We start from the raw sequence: 22,080 nt of genomic DNA on the forward strand, positions 1-22,080 counted from the left end.
CTGTTCCCCCTTGAATTTTAAATTTGGAAGGGTCAATAATAAACAGCTTTGTTCGATCCCCTTCTTCATTTATCAGATCTAGGTTTGTATAAAATCACTCATAACAACGCGGTAGCCCAAGCTCGAGCTTTCGATTGATGTTTGCTGACGATTCTTGAAAATCAGGAATGGCGGCGGCTTAGAACCAGTTAATAGGTTTAGGATTAAGGTTTTGGAAAATATGCTTTGTTTCCGTATATTCTTCCATCCCCAGTCTGCCAAGTTCGCGCCCAATCCCAGACTGCTTAAATCCACCCCACGGAGCATGGGGGAAATAAAGGTTGAAATCATTGATCCAAACAGTCCCCATGCGCATTTTCGCTACACAGCGTTCCGCTTTGGCACTATCTGTCGTCCAAACGCCGCCAGCAAGCCCATAAATTGAGTCATTGGCAAGCTTAACCGCTTCTTCTTCGGTACGGAATTTCTCAACTGTGATAATTGGACCAAAAGCTTCTTCTTGAACAATCCTCATGTCTGTAGTGCAGTCTGTGAAAATAGTAGGCAAATAGAAAAATCCTTTTTTCAATTCCGGATCTTCTGGACGCTTACCGCCAGCTGCTATGGTAGCTCCTTCTTCCATTCCTGCCTCTACATACTTTTCTACTTTCGCAAGGTGTTCTGCTGAAATGAGCGGCCCCATTTGGGTATCATCGTCAAATCCGCTACCCAGCTTGAATTTTTTCACTCGTTCCACTAGCGCTTTGACAAACTCATCATGAATGCTTTCTTCCACGATCAATCTTGTACCCGCAGAACAAATCTGTCCTGCATGGAAGAATACTCCGTTTAATGCTTGATCGACAGCTATCTCAAAATCTGCATCAGCAAAAACGATATTCGGATTTTTCCCCCCAAGCTCAAGCGCGAGTTTCTTCACATTAACGCTTGCTGCTTGCATAATTTTCTTCCCGGTAGCCACACCGCCTGTAAAAGAAATCAGGTCCACGTCCGTGTTATTAGCGAGCTCTGCACCAACTGTATCGCCTGCCCCAAGTACTAGGTTAACAACACCAGCGGGAAACCCAGCTTCTTCCATTAATTCGAATACTTTGATAGTAGTAAGCGGTGTGATTTCACTCGGCTTCATGATCAACGTATTTCCAGTCGCAAGCGCTGGAGCCAGTTTCCAAGACGCTTGAAGTAAAGGATAGTTCCAAGGTGTTATTTGCCCACAAACTCCAACGGGTTCGTGAACCACTTTACTGATAGAGTTGGAGACTGGAGAATTCACCAGCTCTCCGCCATCTTTATCGGCAAGTTCACCATAATAGCGAAACACATCAGCGATATCATCCATATCTCCAAGACTCTCTTGTAACGTTTTTCCAGTATCCAACGATTCTAAATGAGCAAGTTCTTGTTTGTCTCTTTCAATCAAATCAGCAATTTTCCTTACGACAGTCCCACGCTCGATTGCTGGGACAGATGCCCATTCTCCGCTATCGAATGCTTTTCTTGCTGCAGCGATGGCTGCTCTCGTATCCGATTCATCCCCTTCTGGAACAGTAGCAATGATTTCCTGGTTAAATGGATTGATGATCTCACGCGTATTTCCCGAGATTGCGTTCACCCAATTGCCATTAATGTATTGTTGCAGTTTAAGATTCATATCTATCAACTCCAATTCCGAAGAAAATTAACTTTATTAAAAATTTATTTAACGTTTAAAACGATAACATGTCTTTTTAGGACTGTCAAAATAATTCAGAACAGCTTTTTGACAGAATGAGGCTGGGGGAGAATGGTTATAATGATCGGAATAGTGAACATTTGATCACAACCTTCATTTGACATTTAATCTGAGTACGTTAACATATAATCCGTAAATAAAATTTAAAAAATATTTAACGTGATTTACTTTATATCTTGAAGGAGCGGCATTATGAGTGAATCTACTGATAGATCCAAAACCAAAATAGAAGAAGCGAAAGATAAAGTCATTGGCGCCATTGCAGAGACGATGGATTTATATGGAGTAACACCAGCTACTGCAAATTTATATGCAATGATGTACTTTAAAGAACAGATGACGCTAGATGAGATGCGTACGGAACTTGAAATGAGCAAACCAAGTATGAGTACTGGCGTTCGCAGGCTCCAAGAAATAAAAATGGTGAAAAAAACATTTACCCGCGGTTCCAGGAAACATACTTATATTGCGGAGAAGAATTTCTTCCGTTCCTTTATGGGGTTTTATTGTCAGATGTGGGAACGAGAAGTGAATATGAATATGGAAGCAATTGAGGAATCTCAAAAAGAATTCATAGATATCATCAAAGATTCCACCAGCACCCCAGATATTGTTTCCGAAGCAAAGAAATACTATGACCAATTAGAAGAATCCAAGACGTACTATAACTGGTTGGAAAGTTTGGTTACTAGTATAAGAAGCGAGCAGATATTTGATTTCTTACCAAAGGATCAACAAAAGTAATTGACAAGAAGCTTTCAGGCAGTCTATAGGAAAAACAGTAGCTATAGACTGCCAGTTACATAAATATTTCACTTTTCTTAATAAAAAGATGGTTTTACTTCGCTTTTTTCGTTAAAAAAATTCTTAACACTTTTAACTATGGTTATATTTTAATTAATATACAAAAATACCAAAAGGGAGTTTTGCAACATGAATGAGTGGAAAAAAAGGCTTAGCCTTCTTGCAGCAATTCTAATGATTGTCGCACTGACTGCATGCGGAAGCCCTAGTGGAAAATCAAACAGTGAAAATGAATTAACGATTGGCCAAGTTAACTGGGCAGAAAATATTGCTGTAACAAATATGTGGAAAGTAATCTTGGAAGACAAAGGTTATAAAGTTGATTTAAAAAATCTGAACATGGGCGTTACGATGAAAGCATTAAAAAGCGGCGATTTAGATGCTAGTTTAGAAGTATGGCTGCCAGTCCAGGATGCAAATTATTTAAAGCAATATCAAGATACGGTTAATTTCTCGGATGCTACTTGGTATGACAATGCGAAAGTAGGACTTGTTGTTCCAAGCTATTTAAAAGAAATTAATAGTATAGAAGACTTAAATGAGCATAAAGAACTTTTCGATAGTCAAATTGTTGGTTTTGATCCTGGCGCAGGTACAATGGAAGTTACGGAACAATTGATTAATGATTATAATCTTGATTTTGAATTACTAAAAAGCTCTGAATCTGCGATGCTGGCCGAAATCGGTGAAGCAATAAAAGAGGAAGAACCGATTGTAGCACCACTTTGGAGCCCACACTGGGCATTCTCCAAATATGACTTGAAGTTCCTGAAAGATCCGCAAAATACATTCGGTGGCGCAGAAAAAATTCATCATGCTACGAGACAGGATTTTGAAGAAGATTATCCTGAAGTGAGTCAGTGGTTCAAAAATTGGAAGATGGATGAACAGCAAGTTGGCGAGCTTATTGACTATGTAGAAAGTTCTGCAGACCCTCTTGATGGAGCTGAAAAATGGGTTGAAGAGAATCAAGAATTGATTAATGAGTGGGTAAAATAAAGGTATAAATGCATGAAATAAAGAGGTTGATCTCTCGTTTATCATGGAGAGATCCGCTTCTTTTTTTATTATTGGCATATTTTTTATCGGCAGTTTGCTGTACTAGCACAGCAGCTTATCATGCACGTGTTGTCATTTAAGATGAAAAAGCTTCGGGGGATTCGATGGAAGTAACTTTTTTGCTCATATAACTTTCACTTTATCTCGCTTTCGTTTATTGTAATCGTTATCAATTTCCTATACTATAGACCTAGATAGTTTATCCTTCATAAGGAATAGGTGGTCCTGATGCAGATCAAGCAAGTGTTGAATAATAACGTCATCACCGTCTTGGACGAGCAGGAACATGAGCTTGTCATCATGGGGCGGGGCATTGCCTTTGGCCGTAAAGCTGGCGATGAAGTGGATGACTCAAAAATCGAGAAGATATTTAAGCTCGATGATAAGGAAATGAACAAACGGCTGATGGAGCTGTTAGCTGAAATTCCGCTTTCCTTCGTTGAAGTATCCGAGGAGATCATCCGTTATGCCAAACAGCATACAAGTAAAAAGATCCATGACAATATTTACGTTAGCCTGACTGATCATATCTACTACGCTGTGGAGCGATTTCAGCAAGGTATCGATATAAAGAATGCATTGCTTTGGGAAACAAAACGATTCTATCCGGATGAATATCGGACCGGGCAGCATGCCCTCTCGATTATTGCGGAGAAAGTCGGCATCATTCTGCCGGAGGATGAAGCAGGCTTTATCGCCCTTCATATCGTCAATGCTCAAATGAACGAAGACATGCCCGTAATGATTAACATTACAAAGTTCATCCAGGATGTCCTTCATATCGTCAAATTCCATTTTGGTATTGAATATGATGAGGAGTCGCTGGCCTATTACCGTTTTGTCACGCATCTGAAGTTCTTTGCTCAGCGGATTCTGAACCATCGCAATCAGAAGGAAGAAGATAATAGTTTATTTGAGATGGTGAAGAACAATTATAGCAGAGCCTTTGCCTGTGCCCAAAAAATCCAGTCCTATATCCAGAAGATGTACCAGGAGCAGCTTACGAATGAAGATCTGCTTTATCTGACAATCCATATTCACAGGATTGTCCAGAAAAAAGTGGAATACAGCTAGAGCCAGCCGTGTCCGGCTGGCTCTTTGCTGTTCTTATAGATCATCAAATCCGTTCAAATCACTAGTTTTCGTGTACTGACGAGATTTTTGCTCAAAGAAATCGGATTTTGTACCGTTGAAGTTATCTGTGTAAGCACGGATCCACTTCATCGGATTCTTTTCATAACCCTCATAAATTTCACTTAGCCCAAGCATACGCAGCATCTTATTGGCACGATATTTTACGTAGCCTTCCATATCATCCAGGTTGATTCCATCAATACCTTCCAGTACGTAACGGCTCCATCTAGTCTCTTGCTCGACAGAATGACGGAATTGATCATATACCCACTCAATGAATTCCTCGTTGTTATACTCCGGATTTTCCGCTAGCGTCGCACGGAACAATTCACTGATGAAACGCCCATGATGCAGTTCATCACGGTTGATGTAAGAAATCATGGTGGATGTTCCGACCATCTTTTGGTTGCGCGCCAAATTGTAGAAGAACGCAAATCCGCTGTAGAAGAATAACCCTTCCAATAGTGTAGAATATACCATTGCTTTAAGAACCGTCTCGATTGTCGGATTTTGTGCAAATTCATTGTAAACAGCCGCAATCCGCTCATTGCGCTCAAGCAATACTTTATCCGTGCGTCCTTCATTGAAAGAAGCAATCTGGTTATCATAATTAGTAACAGAAGCCAATACATACGTATAGCTGTGGTTATGCTCGCTTTCCTGGTCAGCGATCGTTGCCAGGATCGATTTTACACTAGGATCTGTCGAATACGCAGCGATTTTGGAGGCGATGTCCGTTTGCGGACCGTCCAATGTCGCAAGCAAACCAATGATTTTCAGGAATGCTGTACGCTCCTGTTCAGATAGATTTGCAAATTGCTTCGTATCCGCCACCATATTCACTTCATTCGCAGTCCAGAACAGACCGCGAATCGTCTTGCGCAATTCATAGAAATGCGGGTATGCAACATTATCCCAATGGAGGATTCCGCTTGCTTCCCCGTTGAATAATGCAGTAGATTTATTTGGATGCTTCGGCTCAAGCACCGTAGCCTTCATCAATTTAGCCATTCCAATACTCCTCTCGTCCATTCCAATACTTCTTCTTCTTGAGATCCCCTTGGTGACTGCTCTATCTTGAGCGGGACAAATGGTGAATGATAGAATTTCGCCAGCTTGTCCGCTGCCATACAAAACATATCATCACCACCGAACTGCGTATCACCTGTACCAAAGACAAATACATTCTTCGGCTTATACCCTACATCTGCTACAAAATCCTTCACATCAAATGGCGTGTCGCCGGAACCCCATGTATACGTGCCGATCAGCATCGCATCATAATCCGGCACATGCGGAAACGGTTCACTGCCATTGATGCAATAGAGTGTGATATCCTGCTGCTTACGTGTCAGTTCTTCCGCAATCATCTCAGCAACTTCCTCTGTGTTGCCGCTGACGGAAGCATATGCAATGAGTAATGTTTTTGTTTGGAGGGATTTTCGCATCATGGCTGTTCCTTTATCAGAAAGTACCATCGTATCAGTCCAGTCTGTTCATCATTTTATCATAAAGCGTGTTGATTCGATAGATGTTCTCTTCCCTCTATCTTAACAGAGAAAACTATATATGGATATAAGACGATAGAAAAAATGCATATGTAGTATTATTCTGTTAACTTTATGTGTCCGAATCAGGAAATGCACACAAAAGAGCCGATTAAAAGAAACCTGCTCTTTATTTTTCGATCATTCTCTTCAATTCCCACTTTATGAGAACTGCCACTGAATCAAAAAACAAAAAAATCCCACCAATAATGAGGACGAAACCAATACTTATATCCTCTCCACGCACAAAATATTCATATAACCAAATACACAAAAGGACTGCAAATAACAATATATATCGTTTCAGCAAGTATTTTCCCAGTTTTCTTTTATTCATCGTATAAATCACGTTTACTCAGATAACGACACCTTCATCCACATAAGGAACGCCGTCCCCAAGCAGACTTTTAATTCCTCCTGGATGGTACATCATCACTTTATCCACTTCGTCGTAAGACATCCACACAGCTTCGGCTATTTTTTCCGAATCCTGTATCCGAATTTCTTCGCTGATCTGCTTGGCTTTAAATGTGACAAAGGTAGCATGCTCGTTATTAGCTTGCATCTTTGCCTCATTCACTGCAAGGATTGTCGTTACTTCTACGTCCAACCCTGTTTCTTCCTTTGCCTCCCGCACCGCAGCTTCAGCAAGCGATTCACCTTGTTCAACCAAGCCACCCGGTAATGTCCAGCTGCCATTCTTTTTGTTATGCACCATAAGAACTTGCTGAGTTTCTTCATTATGAATCAACGCGTAGGCCACTCGTACTTCCTTCATTTTCATCCCCCTTATCCATCATCTCCAGTATATACCAGATAAATAATACTCTGTTGACAATAGTAAAAGAAGTATATACAGTTTAGTTTAGTTAACTTAATTAACGAGGTGTTTATAATGAAGGCTTTATTCACAAATAAGCAATTCAGCTGTCTCCTTTTCTCGGAACTTTTCTCGGTTTTGAGTTTTTCCATGTATATGATTACCGTATCCTGGTATGTCGTCGATGTTTTACATCATCCCCAATATCTTGGGTTGGTCATGGCGGCAGCTTCTATACCGCGTATGATCACGATGATTATTGGCGGTGTACTCGCTGATCGCATCCAGAAATCTAAAATCCTGTTCAGCACCCAATTACTGCAGGGGCTGTTGATCAGTATCCTGCTTTGGGGGCTTGCCCATGATTCTCTAACGATAGCGTTATTGCTGGTTGTTTCATTTTTCATCGGCTGCTTGGATGGATTTTTCTTTCCTGCTCTTTCGTCTTTGATTCCCAGCATTGTTACCCAAAAAGAGCTGCAGCCTGCTAACACACTGATTCACAGTTCCCAGGAACTGTTCTATCTGGTCGGTCCAATTGCCGCAGGCGCCATCCTGCACTATTATGATTTCAGTGCTACTTTTGCGGTCAGCATCGCTGCTACTGCCATAGGCGCATGCTTCGTATTCCCAGCATTCATCAAGGATTCAAAGCCAGATAAATACAAAGAAAAAACATCCTTTATTACGGAATTCAAAGAAGGCTATCGCTATTTGCGATCCTCTTCCATCTATATATCCGCTATAAGCATCATCATCATTGTGAATTTCTTTGTATTCGGTCCGATGTTCCTCAGCCTGCCGATTCTTGCGGAAGAACTCGGCGGCAGTGCACTGGATCTTAGCTTTTTAGAGGCTGGTTTCTCTATCGGCTCCCTTGCAGCCACTATCTTCCTGCTTTTCTTTACGCTAAAAAAGAATCGAGGAAGACTAGTACTTTTCTTCCTGATTGCAAGCGTCTTAGCACTTGGGGTTTTCAGTCAGATTCCAAATTTACATTGGCTGATTCCAGTAGCAGCAATGATTGGATTTTTCGGTTTCATTACGTACATTCCTACCGATGTCATCATACAGGAAAAAACAGATCCTGCCATGATGGGGAGGGTCATGAGTATCGTATTCTTGGCTTCCACTGCATTCGATCCGATTTCCCAAACCTTGTTCAGTTCCTTGATGAGCATCGGCTTTTCTACACGAATACTGCTCGCATCGTTCGCTGCTACTGGGTTACTAATGGCGGTATTAGTATTTGCAAAAGCTAAGAAATGGCGTAATATGCAATAAAGAAGCTGTTTTGGAAGGAACGATGCACATGAATCATTCCTATAAGGAAATTATCCGAAGAATGAATGAAGCGTATGAGGAGTTTGGCATTTTGATCTCCCAAGAAACAAAGAAACTGGATGAACTGGATTTAACAGTTCAACAGGAATACATGCTGTCTTATATTCAGAAAAACAAGCAAACGACTGCCAATGATATCGCAGCAGATTTCAGCATCTCCAAAAGTGCTGTGAGCCAAGTGTTATCTAAATTGGAAAAAAGGGAAATGATCACAAAGCAAGTCAATCCCACAAATAAGCGAGAGTACTTTTTGGCTCTTGGAAACAAAGGCCTGGAGTATATGGATAGTCTCAAGCAACTAGATGAGATACTCATCGATAAGTATTATTCCAAAATCGACCTTGATGAATTGCATCAAATGACAGAAACCATGGTGCGGATTAATGAAGTCATACGTAAACAGAAGAAATAGAGGTGACGCCATTTGGTGACACCTCTTCTTTTTAGCTCAAGCGGATAATTGTAAGGGATGCTCCAGTAGAGCCGCCACCATTGAGAGTAGCAGTTCCCACCAACCCAAATAACTGTAATGCAACTGTATCACCTGCAGTTAAATTCGTAATAACTTCCCCTAGATAATTTGAAATGGATACAGCCGGACTCACAACCGAACCTGCGACCTGCGCACCATTTACTACTACCCGTGAAGAAATTAGAAGCGCTGCAGTGACGTTAATTTGGTAAGAGATATAATATCTCCCTGCAGCCGGTACAGTGAAGTTAGCGGCTCCTCCATTGTAAATGAAACCATCTAAGTTCTGCGCACTAGGAAGCGGGATATTTGTACCGCCTAATAATACTGCTATTATACTGCCGATAGTGTTAGCTGCAAACATGGAATTGTCAGTTACGGCGGTGCCCGTTGCACCTGTTATCCCTGTCGCTCCTGCTAGACCAGTTGGGCCAGTGACTCCCGTTTCTCCAGTTATGCCAGTCGGGCCGGTAGATCCTGTCAAACCAGTTGGACCGGTGATTCCTGTTGCTCCTGCCAGACCAGTTGGACCAGTTATCCCTGTTGCTCCTGCCAGACCAGTTGGGCCAGTAGCTCCCGTTGTTCCCGCTAGACCAGTCGGGCCGGTGACTCCCGTTTCTCCTGTCAAACCAGTTGGACCGGTGATTCCTGTTGCTCCTGCCAGACCAGTTGGACCAGTTGGACCAGTTATCCCTGTTGCTCCTGCCAGACCAGTTGGGCCGGTGATTCCTGTTGCTCCTGCCAGGCCAGTTGGACCAGTTATCCCTGTTGCTCCTGCCAGACCAGTTGGGCCGGTGGCTCCTGTTTCCCCAGCTATGCCTGTTGGACCGGTGACTCCTGTTGTTCCTGCCAAGCCAGTTGGACCAGTTATCCCTGTTGCTCCTGCCAGACCAGTTGGACCGGTGACTCCCATTTCTCCTGTCAAACCAGTTGGACCAGTAGCTCCCGTTTCTCCTGCTAGACCAGTTAGGCCAGTGACTCCCGTTTCTCCTGCTAGACCAGTTGGACCAGTTATCCCTGTTGCTCCTGCCAGACCAGTTGGGCCGGTGACTCCCGTTTCTCCTGTCAAACCAGTTGGACCGGCAGCTCCCGTTTCTCCTGCTAGACCAGTTAGGCCAGTCGCTCCCGTTTCTCCTGCCAAACCAGTTGGGCCGGTGACTCCCGTTTCTCCTGTCAAACCAGTTGGGCCGGTGACCCCTGCTGCTCCGGCTAGACCAGTTAGGCCAGTCGCTCCCGTTTCTCCTGTCAAACCAGTTGGGCCGGTGACCCCTGCTGCTCCGGCTAGACCAGTCGGACCAGTGACTCCCGTTTCTCCTGCTAAACCAGTTGGGCCGGTTTCACCTGTTATTCCTGTCAAACCAGTCGGACCAGTCGCTCCTGTTTCTCCCGCCAAGCCGGTTGGGCCGGTGATTCCTGTCGTCCCTTGCAAGCCAGTCGGGCCGGTAGATCCTGTTTCTCCTGCCAAGCCAGTTGGACCGGTAGCTCCCGTTTCTCCTGCTAGACCAGTTGGACCGGTTTCACCTGTTATTCCTGTCAGACCAGTTGGACCAGTACTTCCAGTTATCCCAGCTGGACCGGTCGCTCCTGTAATACCGGAAAGCAGCAGACTATAGTCCGGTGATGTGCCAGGAATACCGCTCGGTGCAGCAACATTTGTAATATAAAGCCCGCCTTCGTAGCTGACTAACTGACCAGCGGGATAAAACGGCGCGGCAGCAGAATTGAAAGGTACCACCCCATTCAGACCCAGGCCTGTTGCACCAGTACTTCCAGTTATCCCAGCTGGACCGGTCGAACCTGTCGCTCCTGCAGAGGCAAGTAATGTATAATCTGCAGAAATGCCTGGAGTCCCGCTAGGTGCGGCTCTATTGGCAAGGTAAAGGCTGCCATTATAAGTCACAGCTTGCCCAGCTTCATAAGACGGCGCGGCTGCGGGATCAAATGGGAGAACACCGCCTAATCCAATGCCTGTCGCGCCCGTTGCACCAGTGGGACCAATCGGACCTGGTATGCCCGTAGCTCCTGCGGCTGCCAACAATGTATAATCAGGTGAGCTATCTGGAATCCCGCCGGGAGAGGGCACGTTCGATATATAAAGGCTACCGTTATATGTGACTATCTGCCAAACAGGATAAAAAGGGGCGGCTGCCGCATTAAATGGTACGACACCTTGCAATCCTACGCCCTGATCTCCGGTTGGACCTGTAGGGCCCGTGGAACCCGTAGCACCGGTTTCACCAGTCGCACTGGCATTAAACATCGGATAGTAGGTTCCCCTGTTGCATCCATCACCATTATTCAAAGGAGTCAATTTTCGCACCTCCAGATTTATTCGCTGCAGTCAGCATATGTTACTGCTATCATAAAAGGAACCATCTGAAAGCTATCTGGTTTAAATACAGTACACCTCCGGCTACGTAGCAGAAGAAAAAACAGTACAACACCAGGCCAAATTTAAAAGAGTATAAAGCTGAGGATTCCCGTTTTCCTGGTCAGCCCTATCACTGTTGCATTATTGGGCTGGTTCCTCATCCGCCGAATCAAAGCTGCACCTAATCAGAACCCGCACAAATAAGGGTCTTAATTGAATCCTTTTACAGCTGATAAATTCTTTTTCATGCACAATTCGTACTTGGAAAAGTACTTGCGACGCATGCTGTTTGATTTTATACTCTGTTGGCTTGCCTTTAGAAATATACAACCCAGCATCTTCTGTTGACCTTTCCAACCCAGCGAACAATCTGCTTGCCCCTACGCTCGGATGCGGGCTGAATAAGCGGATGAATGGCTGAATGAATAACGGTAATCCTCCGTTTCTGCCTTTTCGCATCGTGTTGTTATTACCTGGATCAACACTAATAAGTATGATGCCTTCTTTCTTCAGTTCCGGCGCCAAAGCATGTGTCCAAAGGGTGAGGGCTAATTTCGGTTTTTCCAATTCCTCGGGTACAAATGATTCTCTGAATCTGAATGCATCAGAACTTGTCTGGATAACCATCCCCTGCGAACCCTTTTTTAATACCGGCATTAGCTCCATCGTAATGATATATGGGACAATTGTCTGTACTTCGTAATGAAGTTCACGTCCTTGCGGGGAAAAAAGCAGCTCTGGAAAACTGCCTCCAGCATTATTGAAAAGCGCATCAAGCTTCGGTTCCTGCTCCTTTATTTGTTCCAAAGCAGATTTTAGCTTCTTGAAATCTGATAAGTCAGTACGATAAATCCTTATTACCCGCTGATGGATCTTGTGCTGCAGCTCTCGTTCTTCTAATGGAAATCCAGAACGAATTAATGCGACAACCTCCCAATCATTTTCAATCAGTTTCTTTGTCAATTCCAAACCTATCCCGCTATTTGCCCCTGTAACAAGCGCTATTTTTCTCTTACCTTCTGTCATTTATTTCTCCTCCATTCGTGAATGGAAGTAGTATATAAGATGGAGTTCACTTCAGGTTTTACAATAAGCTTATACATGAAGGAGGCGGACGTATGTATACAATCAAACAAGCGAGTACGCTTTCTGGTTTAAGCATCGATACCATTCGTTTTTATGAGAAAGCTGTATTTAGCTTAGAAGAGTTGAAATCTTACCTTGGATATCACCGAAACAAGCAATATGCATGAGCATCCCGAGTTAATTACAGGCATGCTTCAAGACAAGGAAAAATTAAGAAATCAGATGGCTCATTTACAAACTGTCTTAGACTTTATCGATCAAAAAATTATCGGAAGGACCATGGCTGGAGCAAAAAGGATAGCTTCTGTTCTGCAAGACGATAATGCCTGGTATGGTTAATGCATCTTCCGTCCATACTGCTTGCTAGTGAGGTGGTTAGGATGGATACAAAACCAAATCTATTATATTCGATGCTGGATGGCTATAAGCCCATCCGCAATTTGCTAGGTTTAGGTGATCCTAGCGTGCAAAAAATAGATGACCAGTGGTGGATGTTTTTTGGCGGGTTTCAGCGCAACTTCAAAAATAACCTGTTCAGTGCCAGTCTCCCAAAAGGAGAACCGCTGACGACAGCTAATGCCTGGAGAATTTCCACTTACCCTGGAAAGCCACATAAAGCGATGCCTTTGCTGCCTCAGCCGAAGGAAGCAGCTTGGGATCGGTACGGATTGCATGAACCATGTTATGTGGAGGGAGAAGTGAATGGAGAGCCTGTTCGCCGCATCTACTACACCGGCCGGAGCGCAAGCAATGTCTTGGGAAATGAATCTCCTTATTCAATCGGCTGCCTGGAAATGAGGCACAGCAGATGGTTTCGTCACCCAAAACCAGTGATGGTAGGAACTGTACGTAATGATAGTGTCCTTGCCCCTAAGGTGATTTATGACGAAGGTAAATGGAAGATGTGGTTTGCAGCGACGCCGCACGAACCTGGCAAAGGGGATATCCCGATGCACGAGGTATACGCTGCCGAGAGTGAGAATGGCCTTGATACATGGACGAAGCCACGGCTGTTTTTCACTAGAGAGGATGCATTCACACATGCAAAACCGAAACGGATTCATGATATGTACTATTTACTTGTCAGCCGCTGCGGCAATGCTTTTGGTGAGGACACATATAAACCGCAGGACCTTTGGTTATTCAAAAGTAAGACTGCCAGCTTCACAAGAGCAGATTGGACAGAAGAACCAAAACCGCTGATTAAAGCAGATATTGGAGATGACTGGTATCAGAATGGCATTTTCGGATCCTGTCTTTGCGTAGATGACAGCGGAGAGCTGATCGTATTCTTTTCGGCTATCAATAAATCTATTTATTGGCTTAATGAAGCGAGCTATCGGCTTAAACGAGGAAAAAAACCTCCTTTCCCTGCACCATTCTATTTTACCGTCGGCAATATGCGGGTTGATGAAACCAAAGCAAAGTAAGAAGGAATGCATTTTTTGCATTCCTTCTTACTCTTGTTACTTTAAGTTCTTAATGACAGCCATTTCTTTTCCGAATCTATCTCCGTTATCAACAAAACCAAGACTGGCATATAAATGATGGGCAGCTTTATTATTGGAATGGTATCCGACAACAACTTTAGCACCGTCTGGTAATTTTGCTATTTCTGAGATCATCAATTGCACAGCCAATCTTGCTATTCCTCTGCCTTGATAGTTTTCATCGATCATTAACCTATATATCCAATACCCATCAAGTCCTTCTTTTCCAATATTGAACACGATCTTTTCATCCGAACTAATGGCATATGGCCTTAATGTAGGTTCAAATTTTGATTGTGCTATTTGCATCTGATTCTATGAATGCCCAGTTACATGCGGCTGACAGCAATAATAGCAGTTATCACTGTTTACTTCGATGAGTTTCACATCTAAATTGTCAATAGTCATCCCCCTTCCAAACAGCTTTTTAGCAGCGCGTTACCTCTTTCTTATGCTCACTTACTAGATTAAATTTTTCCATATGAACGCCTCCTTAAAAGCTGCGGAAGACTCCTAACTTCCGAAACTAGTTGAATTATCCTAATTCTACCATATATTCTTCTACGGATTTATCCTTTTCTTATAAAATTGCGCGCTAATGCAGGCCCCCTCTTCAAACTCTCCACACCTGCCATACTGCAGATCGAAGCAATAATCACTCCCGACCCTAAGAGCTTCGCAGCTAAATAAAACCCCGTACCCGCGGCAATATCAATTATCACAAATGAATAAATAGCAGTTGCTTTCACAACAACGATTACAATTTCCCGCCTTTTTGCTGACACGAAGCAAGCCCCCTCCTCCGTGTTCAGTTTATGTGCAAGGCAGCTTGACCCATGTTCAAATATTCACACGATCTTTTCTTGCTTCTTTTACCTTTTGGATATACTGCTGGGCAATCGATGTAATCTTGTCATAGTCTCCTGTCGCAGCAGGAGCTACTAGATTGCCGCCAACCCCGACAGCTACCGCCCCATTCTTCAGCCAATCGCCGACATTTTCCAAGCTTACTCCGCCTGTTGGCATGATATTCGCCTGTGGTAGCGGAGCTTTTACCGCTTTGATAAAACTTGGACCGAAAGCACTTCCCGGGAAGAGCTTGATAATATCAGCTCCCGCTTCCATCGCCTGCTTTATTTCTCCGATCGTCATACAGCCCGGCAAATAAGGAACCTGATAAAGATTGCATAGCTTGGCAGTTTCCGCGTCGAATGTCGGACTCACAATGAAACTGGCACCTGCGAGTATGGCGAGGCGGGCCGTTGTCCTATCCAGCACTGTCCCCGCTCCTATGACTACTTCTGTGTTCCCCATATACTGGGCAGAGAGCTCTTTGATCACTCGATCAGCGTCCTTAACAGTGAATGTCACTTCAATTCCTGTAAGACCTCCCTCTATACAAGCATCGGAAATCCGGACTGCCTGCTCCGGTGAATCGGCACGGACTACAGCTACAATAGCTTGGTCGGTAAGCTTGGCTAGTACTTCTGCTTTTTTCATTGGTTTTCCCTCCGTATGTGTACTGAATTTACAAACTCCACCCGTTCCCGTATCATAGAAGTAAGCAATGAATGCAATAGAAACGGAGTAATATCTATGTCCAATGTGCAATCACTCGAACGTGCCTTGACTATTTTGAATACGCTTTCCGATTATCCCGATGGTCTGCCGATTGCGAAGCTGACTAAGCTGGTCGACCTGTCGAAGAGTACGACGCATCGGCTTCTGGCAACGCTTGTTGACATGAATTATGTCGCAAAGGATCCAGAGTCAGACAAGTATAAGGTCGGGTTACAAACACTTTATGTTGCGCGCAGCGTCTTGAATAATAACAATATCGCCAATGTGGCCAAACCTTATCTGAAACAGCTTTGTGCAGATGTCAATGAGACTGTTCACTTATGCATCGAGGATAAAGGCGAGATCGTCTACATCGATAAGCTCGAAAGCAATCAAACGATTCGCATGTATTCCAGGATTGGTAACCGAGCACCAATGTACTGTACAGCTGTCGGCAAAGTTCTTTTATCCGGCATGTCGGCAAGAAGGCTGGATGAAATAGCTGATTTTACTACTTTTACACCGCGCACATCACGTACGATTACTTCCAAGGAAGAGCTGTACGCCGAAGTAAACAGAGTCCGGCAACAAGAATATGCTCTCGATAATATTGAAAATGAAGAAGGTATCCGCTGTATAGCGGGTCCGATTTTCAGCCATGAGCATCGGATCGTGGCGAGCTTCAGCATATCCGGGCCAAGCAACCGTGTGACAATGGACAGAGTGAATGACGAATTGATTCGTAAGGTAAAAGCCTGCAGCAGGGAGATTTCCCATGCATTAGGCTATACTAAGTAGAGGAGAAGGCCCCCCAAGCGGAAGGCCTTCTTCTTTTATCCGATCGGCTCCCGTTTCATGAAATGCAACAACTCATCCCGATTTGGCAGACCGTCATTATCCCCTGGCGACATGACCGCCATTGCACCAATGGCAGCGCCCCTTGTAATGCTGTGCGGCAGCTCCAGTCCTTCCAGCAGACCGCTCACAACGCCGACTGCAAAGCCATCTCCCGCTCCAACCGTATCGACGACTTCTTCGACTGGAAACCCTTCTGTATAAAATTGCGTACCATCCGCACAGCTTGTGAAGGCACCTTCTGCACCAAGCTTCAATACAACCGTCGGTACGCCAGCTGCATGGTAAAGCGCTGCAATATCGAGCACATCTTTTTTGCCAGTCAATTGCCTTCCCTCCGCTACACCCGGGAAGATGATATCCGCTTGGCTGGCAAGATCATTGATGACTTGTGCCATCTCCTGCTTATCAGGCCATAGTCCCGGCCGAAGATTTGGATCGAATGATACTTGCAGCCCATTCTCCTTGGCTTCCTTCATCATTTGAAAAACGAGTTCCCGACAGCTATCCGACAAAGCTGGCGGAATACCAGTAAGGTGGAGAAGATCATAATCTGCCCATTTTATTTTCTTGATCAGCTTTTTGTCCATATGCGAAGCTGCAGAATTCTTCCTCGCCGAGAAAACTTCCGGATCGCCGCTCTTGACTTTCTGCTTCCATTGCATCCCCGTCACAAACTCTGATTCATAGCCGATATAGGAGGTATCAATCTTATTTTTCCGTAAAAATTTATGAATGTTCCTGCCGAAGGGATCCAAGCCCAGTTGCGTGATATACGTCACCTGATGTCCAAGGCGTGCCATTCCGATGGAGAAATTCACTTCTGCTCCCGCGATGAAACGGAAAAAGCGTTCAGCATCATCCAGCAGCCCTTCCTGTTCCGCAACAAACAGCGCCATTGGTTCCCCGATTGTTAAAATCCTGCTCATCTGTCAACGTCTCCTTTATGCAAAGAGAGACATACTGTATATGCCTCTCCGTTTGTGTTATACAGTATTTGAGTTGATATTATTCGGATCGATATCATCCGATTTTCCATTTTCCTTCTTTTTCATATACTGCGCCCAATAAGCCGTAATGATCGGCACGAGGATGGACGTAACAACTACAGATGCTGCCACAAGCGCAGTAGCTGCTTCTGCAACCGGCATGAATTCCGGAATCATCGTGGCGATGATCATCGGGTTGGCAACTGCTGCGCCTGCTGTACTGGAAGCTGCGATACCTGCTGTTCCGTTTCCTCCGCCGATATATTTATCTGCGATCATAAGCGGAATTCCTGTAACAACGATGACAAGTACACCAAGGATGATACCTGCAAGCCCAGTATCCAGGATGACGCCCAGATCGATGGAATTACCCAGCGCAAAACCGAAGAACGGAATCATTGTCTGTGTTGCTCTGCTGAAGAAAGCCCGTAGATCACTATCCAGGTTGCCAAGCAGGAAGCCGACTAGGAATGGAAGTACTGCACCGACGAATACTTGCGGTTCAAACGCAGCCAGACCTGTCGAACCAAGGATGATCATCGTCATAAGCGGGCCGGATTCCAAAGACATGAGGACGAATGCCCCAGCTTCTTCTTTTGATCCGTACTGCTGCATGATCGATGCATACAAGCCGCCATTCGTCATATCCATGGCCGCAACAAGTGTCAGGACGGAGAAACCTGCGAATAGACCAGTCTGAATACCGCCTTCAGGCAGAAACTGTGCTGCAATGATCGCGACGACCCATGCAACGGCAATCTTCGTGATAACGAGCGTTCCGGATTTCCGCAGAATCGTACCAGTCGATTTCAACTGGATACCTGCCCCCATACAGAAGAACCACACAGCTAGGATCGGAATCGTACCCGTCATGAGTCCGCCAGTGAATGACCCAAAATATTCCGCCGAACTCGGCGCGAAGGTATTGATGATTGCGCCTAAAAATAACGGTACGAGCATGAGCCCGCCAGGAATCCTCTCCATCGTTTTCATTATTTTCATTTTGCATCCCTTACCTTTCCTTATAGGTAATCGAGCAAAAGAAATTGAGATGTTTGAATCACGTTACGTGATATGCTATTTTTATAATGATCGACCAGATCATTGGAATGAGAGGGTGGCATACACAAAGATTCTCCAGATCTTTGGTCACCTTCCCAGTCCTCTCAACCTCTCTTTCCCGTCAAACAACACCGATGCATGCCTTCAAAGCTTATTTATCTCGCGAGCCAGCCTCCATCCACCGCAAGGACGTGGCCATTCATATAATCGGACGCACGGCTTGCCAGGAACACGACTACCCCCATCAAATCAGACGGATCGGCCCAGCGCCCGCTTGGTATACGGGACAGAATCTCGGCATTCCGTTTTTCATCAGCACGGATCGGCGCCGTGTTAGCAGTCGCCACATACCCCGGTGCAATTGCATTCGTTTGGATATTGTAGGCTCCCAGTTCATTGGCGAAGGCTTTAGTCAGTCCTGCGACAGCATGTTTGCTGGCTGTATAAGACGGTACGAATTTGCCCCCTTGGAATGATAGCATGGATGCAACATTGATGATTTTCCCGCCGCCTTGTTCGGCCATCACTTTCGCTGCTTCCTGTCCTAGCAAATAAACAGCATGCAGATTGACTTCCATGACTTTATCCCAATCTTCTTCCTTGTACTCCAGCAGTGGTGTCCGGATGATTGTACCTGCGTTGTTCACGAGAATATCGACCTTGCCGAACACATCCACACAGCTTGTCACAACCTGCTTCACTTTTTCTCTGTCTGTCAGATCAGCCTGATGGAAGTGTGCCTTGCCTCCTGCCTCTTCGATCAGCGCCTTCGTTTCCTCCCAATCATCTCTGTGGGTGACGACAAAGACATCAGCACCCGCTTTTGCCAAAGCGACTGCATAACCTTGCCCAAGCCCTTTGCTGCCTCCTGTCACGATTGCCACCTTGCCGGTCAAACTGAAATAATCCATGGAAAAATCCATCAAACTCATTGTTATCCCCCTTTAGCGAAGCTCATCCATCGACACCTGATCCATGTCGGTATACGTTTTGTTTTCACCAGCCATTGCCCAAATGAATGCATAATTGCTTGTTGCACTGCCGCAGTGGATGGACCAAGGCGGTGAGATGACAGCTTGTTCATTTTTCATGACAAGATGACGTGTTTCATTCGGTTCTCCCATCAAATGGAACATACGTGCATCTTCATCCAAATCGATATACAGATAGGCCTCCATCCGGCGATTGTGCGTATGGGTCGGCATGCTATTCCAGACGCTTCCACTCTCTAGAATCGTGATGCCCATGGCGATTTGACAGCTTTGAATGCCTTCCAGATGAATGATACGGCGAATGACACGCTCATTTGCACTTTCCTTTGCGCCCATTGCATTTCCTGGAATATCACGGAATGATGCGTGTTTGGTCGGGTAGGACGTGTGAGCTGGAGCAGAAAACAAATAGAACTTAGCAGGATTTGTTTCATCATTGCTTGCAAAAAGCAGCTCCTGTTTCCCTTTGCCGATATACAGACAATCCTTATTCGCCATTTCATAAGATTCTCCATCAACGGTGATTGTTCCATTGCCCCCAATATTGAAAATGCCGACTTCCCGTCTTTCCAGGAAGTAATCTGCTTTGATTTCATCATAACCTTCCAAAGCAACTGCACTTCCGGCTGGCTGGATACCGCCGATGATTGTCCTGTCTTCCATGCTGTACACAAGCTTGACTTCCCCTGACACAAAAAGTTCCTCAACTAAATAATGATTGCGCAATTCCTCGGTTGTAAATGTCTTCGCGTATTCTGGATGAGTCGAATATCGTAGTTCCATCATCATCATCTCCTTACTTTTTTGTAGTTGCCAACACCCAATGTAACCCCTTACATTCATATTTGAAATAATGATACAAACAGGGTTGATAGATTCATCTTGTTCCATTATACGGAACGATGTTTCATTATACTAATTATAGCGCTTTCATACGGATAAATCCAGCCTCATTATGCATGATGACATATTATTTACACACCGGAATTCTAACCAAATGAATCTATCATTCTTCTCGTCAATCATTATCACATCCATTCCCTTCCAGTTTAAATTTCTGATAAACTATTATCAATACAGATGAAAGGGATTACACCTATGCATTCAACTTTGGAAATGATCATATCGATTTTTGAACGTGCGGCCTTGCTATTGATCATCTTGTTTTTCTTGACTAAAATCAAAGGCTTCAAGGAAATTCTCCAGAAGGAAAATCATTCGATTCGTGAGATCACCGTACTGACAGTTGTCTTTTGCAGCTTTGCCATATTCGGGACGTATTCCGGAATCGAAGTGGAAGGCTCCCTTGTCAATATCAGGACCGTGGCTATCTTGTCAGGCGGAATATTATTCGGACCGTGGGTTGGTGTCATTACAGGTATCGTTTCCGGACTTCACCGTTATTTGATCGATATGGACGGCATCACTTCCTTGCCTTGCTTGATCACCAGTGTGATCGCCGGGTTTGCCTCTGGTTTCATCAATCTGAGGATCAAAAAGCATCGATGGTGGTATGTAGGGATCCTTGCAGGTGTTCTGAGTCAAGCATTGACCATGCTTTTGATCATTGCACTCGGAGAACCGAGATCCCAAGGAATTTCCATCGTCGAACAGATTGCCGTTCCCATGATGGTCGGCGAAATCAGCATCGGCTTGCTCATCCTGCTCGTCCATAATATCGAAGGAGAAAAGAAACAGATTGCTGCTGCACAAGCAAAACTCGCCTTGGATATCGCCAATAAGACGCTTCCGCATTTTCGTTCCATCACACCTGCTTCCTTGCAGCGCATCTGTCAGATCATCAGGGAAGAGATCGGCGCAGATGCAGTGGCCATAACAGATACCGAAACAGTCGTGGCTTACTATGGTCTGGGTGAGGAGCGCTATCGGGATACGACATCCATTGTCAGTGACATGACAAAGCAAGCCTTGTCCAGCGGGCAAATCGTCATCAGAAATGAAGTGGACGATCATCATCTGCCACAGATGCACTGCTTGCTGATCGTTCCTTTTAAAGAAGGGGACGAGGTTACAGGTGCTTTGAAAATTTATTACGAAAAGGAAAATCGCATCACCGATTCCCTGCAGACACTTGGAATAGGATTGGCACAGATCATTTCCAATCTGATGGAAATCTCCCGGATCGAACAGATCAAAGAGACTGCCAATAAAGCCGAGCTTAAGGCGCTCCAGTCGAAAATCAATCCGCACTTCCTTTTCAACTCCCTGAATGCGATTGCCTCTACTACGCGGCGAGATCCAAACCGGGCACGGGAGTTGATCCATAACTTATCTGGCTATTTGCGTTATAACTTAGAGCTTCATGATGAAATGATCGCCATTGAAGAGGAGCTCAAACAGGTACGCGATTATGTGGAAATTGAAAAATCCCGTTTCGGTGACAAATTGCAGATCGTGTATGCTATCGACCCCGTCCAGATAAAAGTACCAAGTCTGCTGCTGCAGCCATTGGTGGAGAATGCGATCCACCACGGTGTACGAAAACGCAAATGGCAAGGTGCTGTCTATCTCTCTGTCAAAGATAAGGGTCATTTTACCCGTATCAGTATCAGGGATACAGGTGTTGGCATCGATCCGGAAATTGTCGACAAACTATATCGGGATGAAGCAAGTATGAAAAATATCGGGCTTGCAAATGTGCATCAGCGCGTCCGTCTGATCTACGGTAAAGGCCTGACTATCAATCTGCTTGATCCCGGTACCGAGATTTTCTTTGATATACCAGTAAAGGAAGGGAAATGA

At 44.7% G+C, this 22,080-nt stretch carries 23 protein-coding genes; 10 read left to right on the top strand and 13 right to left on the bottom strand.

Features of this window, described 5'->3' with window-relative positions:
* Positions 1–178: 178 nt before the first annotated feature.
* Positions 179–1,651 carry a betaine-aldehyde dehydrogenase gene (gene betB / locus BLQ53_RS04955; RefSeq protein WP_093726168.1) on the bottom strand — a complete coding sequence of 491 codons (1,473 nt, stop codon included), beginning with the start codon at positions 1,649–1,651 and terminating at the stop codon, positions 179–181.
* Positions 1,652–1,924: 273 nt separating this feature from the next.
* On the opposite strand from betB, the gene cudC reads away from it, so the two are divergent.
* From cudC to licT, 3 genes are all read left to right on the top strand, one after another.
* Positions 1,925–2,476, top strand: a complete 552-nt coding sequence (gene cudC / locus BLQ53_RS04960) for a choline uptake/conversion transcriptional regulator CudC (protein ID WP_093726169.1) — start codon at positions 1,925–1,927, stop codon at positions 2,474–2,476.
* A gap of 189 nt (positions 2,477–2,665) precedes the next feature.
* Positions 2,666–3,535, top strand: a complete 870-nt coding sequence (locus tag BLQ53_RS04965; RefSeq protein ID WP_093726170.1) for a glycine betaine ABC transporter substrate-binding protein — start codon at positions 2,666–2,668, stop codon at positions 3,533–3,535.
* A 288-nt stretch (positions 3,536–3,823) separates the two neighbouring features.
* On the top strand, positions 3,824–4,669 hold the full coding sequence (licT, locus tag BLQ53_RS04970; protein ID WP_093726171.1) for a BglG family transcription antiterminator LicT: 846 nt from the start codon (positions 3,824–3,826) through the stop codon (positions 4,667–4,669).
* A gap of 33 nt (positions 4,670–4,702) precedes the next feature.
* On the opposite strand, the gene BLQ53_RS04975 is transcribed toward licT, so the two are convergent.
* The 3 genes from BLQ53_RS04975 to BLQ53_RS04990 all read right to left on the bottom strand — a co-directional run bounded on the left by BLQ53_RS04975 (position 4,703) and on the right by BLQ53_RS04990 (position 7,054).
* Entirely contained in the window at positions 4,703–5,740 is a 1,038-nt protein-coding gene (locus BLQ53_RS04975) for a ribonucleotide-diphosphate reductase subunit beta (protein ID WP_093726172.1), read from the bottom strand.
* Positions 5,728–6,180: a flavodoxin gene (locus BLQ53_RS04980; RefSeq protein WP_425288281.1), complete on the bottom strand. Its 453-nt coding sequence runs from the start codon at positions 6,178–6,180 to the stop codon at positions 5,728–5,730. The genes BLQ53_RS04975 and BLQ53_RS04980 overlap by 13 nt, the downstream gene beginning before the upstream one ends.
* Before the next feature lie 451 nt (positions 6,181–6,631).
* A complete protein-coding gene (locus tag BLQ53_RS04990; RefSeq protein ID WP_093726174.1) occupies positions 6,632–7,054 on the bottom strand; it encodes an NUDIX hydrolase in 423 nt (140 codons plus the stop codon).
* Positions 7,055–7,171: 117 nt separating this feature from the next.
* Between BLQ53_RS04990 and BLQ53_RS04995 the strand changes: the two genes are divergently transcribed.
* Together BLQ53_RS04995 and BLQ53_RS05000 are read left to right on the top strand one after the other, a co-directional pair.
* Positions 7,172–8,380 (top strand): MFS transporter, encoded by a 1,209-nt coding sequence (locus tag BLQ53_RS04995; protein WP_093726175.1) that lies wholly within the window; start codon positions 7,172–7,174, stop codon positions 8,378–8,380.
* Between the two features lie 28 nt (positions 8,381–8,408).
* Positions 8,409–8,852: a MarR family winged helix-turn-helix transcriptional regulator gene (locus tag BLQ53_RS05000; protein WP_093726176.1), complete on the top strand. Its 444-nt coding sequence runs from the start codon at positions 8,409–8,411 to the stop codon at positions 8,850–8,852.
* A gap of 31 nt (positions 8,853–8,883) precedes the next feature.
* Here the strand turns inward: BLQ53_RS05000 and BLQ53_RS05005 are convergent, their stop codons facing one another.
* Complete coding sequence (locus BLQ53_RS05005) at positions 8,884–11,223, bottom strand: BclA C-terminal domain-containing protein (protein WP_280137058.1); 2,340 nt, start codon at positions 11,221–11,223, stop codon at positions 8,884–8,886.
* 201 nt (positions 11,224–11,424) lie between these two features.
* Positions 11,425–12,309, bottom strand: a complete 885-nt coding sequence (locus BLQ53_RS05010) for an SDR family NAD(P)-dependent oxidoreductase (protein ID WP_093726177.1) — start codon at positions 12,307–12,309, stop codon at positions 11,425–11,427.
* Between the two features lie 92 nt (positions 12,310–12,401).
* Between BLQ53_RS05010 and BLQ53_RS18715 the strand changes: the two genes are divergently transcribed.
* The 3 genes from BLQ53_RS18715 to BLQ53_RS05020 are packed head-to-tail and all read left to right on the top strand — an operon-like array spanning position 12,402 to position 13,799.
* On the top strand, positions 12,402–12,536 hold the full coding sequence (locus tag BLQ53_RS18715) for a MerR family DNA-binding transcriptional regulator (RefSeq protein WP_139180843.1): 135 nt from the start codon (positions 12,402–12,404) through the stop codon (positions 12,534–12,536).
* Positions 12,505–12,708 carry a hypothetical protein gene (locus BLQ53_RS05015; RefSeq protein ID WP_139180844.1) on the top strand — a complete coding sequence of 68 codons (204 nt, stop codon included), beginning with the start codon at positions 12,505–12,507 and terminating at the stop codon, positions 12,706–12,708. The genes BLQ53_RS18715 and BLQ53_RS05015 overlap by 32 nt, the downstream gene beginning before the upstream one ends.
* Positions 12,709–12,749: 41 nt before the next feature.
* Positions 12,750–13,799: a glycoside hydrolase family protein gene (locus BLQ53_RS05020; protein ID WP_093726179.1), complete on the top strand. Its 1,050-nt coding sequence runs from the start codon at positions 12,750–12,752 to the stop codon at positions 13,797–13,799.
* A gap of 36 nt (positions 13,800–13,835) precedes the next feature.
* Here BLQ53_RS05020 and BLQ53_RS19355 read toward each other — a convergent pair whose 3' ends face one another.
* From BLQ53_RS19355 to BLQ53_RS05035, 3 genes are all read right to left on the bottom strand, one after another.
* A complete protein-coding gene (locus tag BLQ53_RS19355; protein ID WP_342005084.1) occupies positions 13,836–14,099 on the bottom strand; it encodes a GNAT family N-acetyltransferase in 264 nt (87 codons plus the stop codon).
* 329 nt (positions 14,100–14,428) lie between these two features.
* Positions 14,429–14,644 carry a hypothetical protein gene (locus tag BLQ53_RS05030; RefSeq protein WP_093726180.1) on the bottom strand — a complete coding sequence of 72 codons (216 nt, stop codon included), beginning with the start codon at positions 14,642–14,644 and terminating at the stop codon, positions 14,429–14,431.
* Between the two features lie 55 nt (positions 14,645–14,699).
* Complete coding sequence (locus BLQ53_RS05035) at positions 14,700–15,359, bottom strand: bifunctional 4-hydroxy-2-oxoglutarate aldolase/2-dehydro-3-deoxy-phosphogluconate aldolase (protein ID WP_093726181.1); 660 nt, start codon at positions 15,357–15,359, stop codon at positions 14,700–14,702.
* A gap of 96 nt (positions 15,360–15,455) precedes the next feature.
* Here BLQ53_RS05035 and BLQ53_RS05040 point away from each other — a divergent pair, with 96 nt between their 5' ends.
* On the top strand, positions 15,456–16,217 hold the full coding sequence (locus BLQ53_RS05040; RefSeq protein ID WP_093726182.1) for an IclR family transcriptional regulator: 762 nt from the start codon (positions 15,456–15,458) through the stop codon (positions 16,215–16,217).
* 35 nt (positions 16,218–16,252) lie between these two features.
* Here BLQ53_RS05040 and BLQ53_RS05045 read toward each other — a convergent pair whose 3' ends face one another.
* From BLQ53_RS05045 to kduI, 4 genes are all read right to left on the bottom strand, one after another.
* Entirely contained in the window at positions 16,253–17,203 is a 951-nt protein-coding gene (locus BLQ53_RS05045) for a sugar kinase (RefSeq protein ID WP_093726183.1), read from the bottom strand.
* A gap of 57 nt (positions 17,204–17,260) precedes the next feature.
* Positions 17,261–18,265: a 2-keto-3-deoxygluconate transporter gene (gene kdgT, locus BLQ53_RS05050; protein ID WP_093726184.1), complete on the bottom strand. Its 1,005-nt coding sequence runs from the start codon at positions 18,263–18,265 to the stop codon at positions 17,261–17,263.
* A 215-nt stretch (positions 18,266–18,480) separates the two neighbouring features.
* The gene (gene kduD / locus BLQ53_RS05055; protein WP_093726185.1) at positions 18,481–19,257 is read right to left on the bottom strand and encodes a 2-dehydro-3-deoxy-D-gluconate 5-dehydrogenase KduD; all 777 of its coding nucleotides are present in this window, start codon (positions 19,255–19,257) and stop codon (positions 18,481–18,483) included.
* Positions 19,258–19,269: 12 nt separating this feature from the next.
* Positions 19,270–20,100, bottom strand: coding sequence for a 5-dehydro-4-deoxy-D-glucuronate isomerase (kduI, locus tag BLQ53_RS05060; protein WP_093726186.1), 831 nt, complete (start codon positions 20,098–20,100; stop codon positions 19,270–19,272).
* Positions 20,101–20,415: 315 nt separating this feature from the next.
* Here kduI and BLQ53_RS05065 point away from each other — a divergent pair, with 315 nt between their 5' ends.
* Positions 20,416–22,080: a sensor histidine kinase gene (locus BLQ53_RS05065; protein ID WP_170829579.1), complete on the top strand. Its 1,665-nt coding sequence runs from the start codon at positions 20,416–20,418 to the stop codon at positions 22,078–22,080.

The sequence above is a fragment of the Terribacillus halophilus genome (assembly GCF_900101385.1).
GTDB lineage: Bacteria > Bacillota > Bacilli > Bacillales > Amphibacillaceae > Terribacillus > Terribacillus halophilus.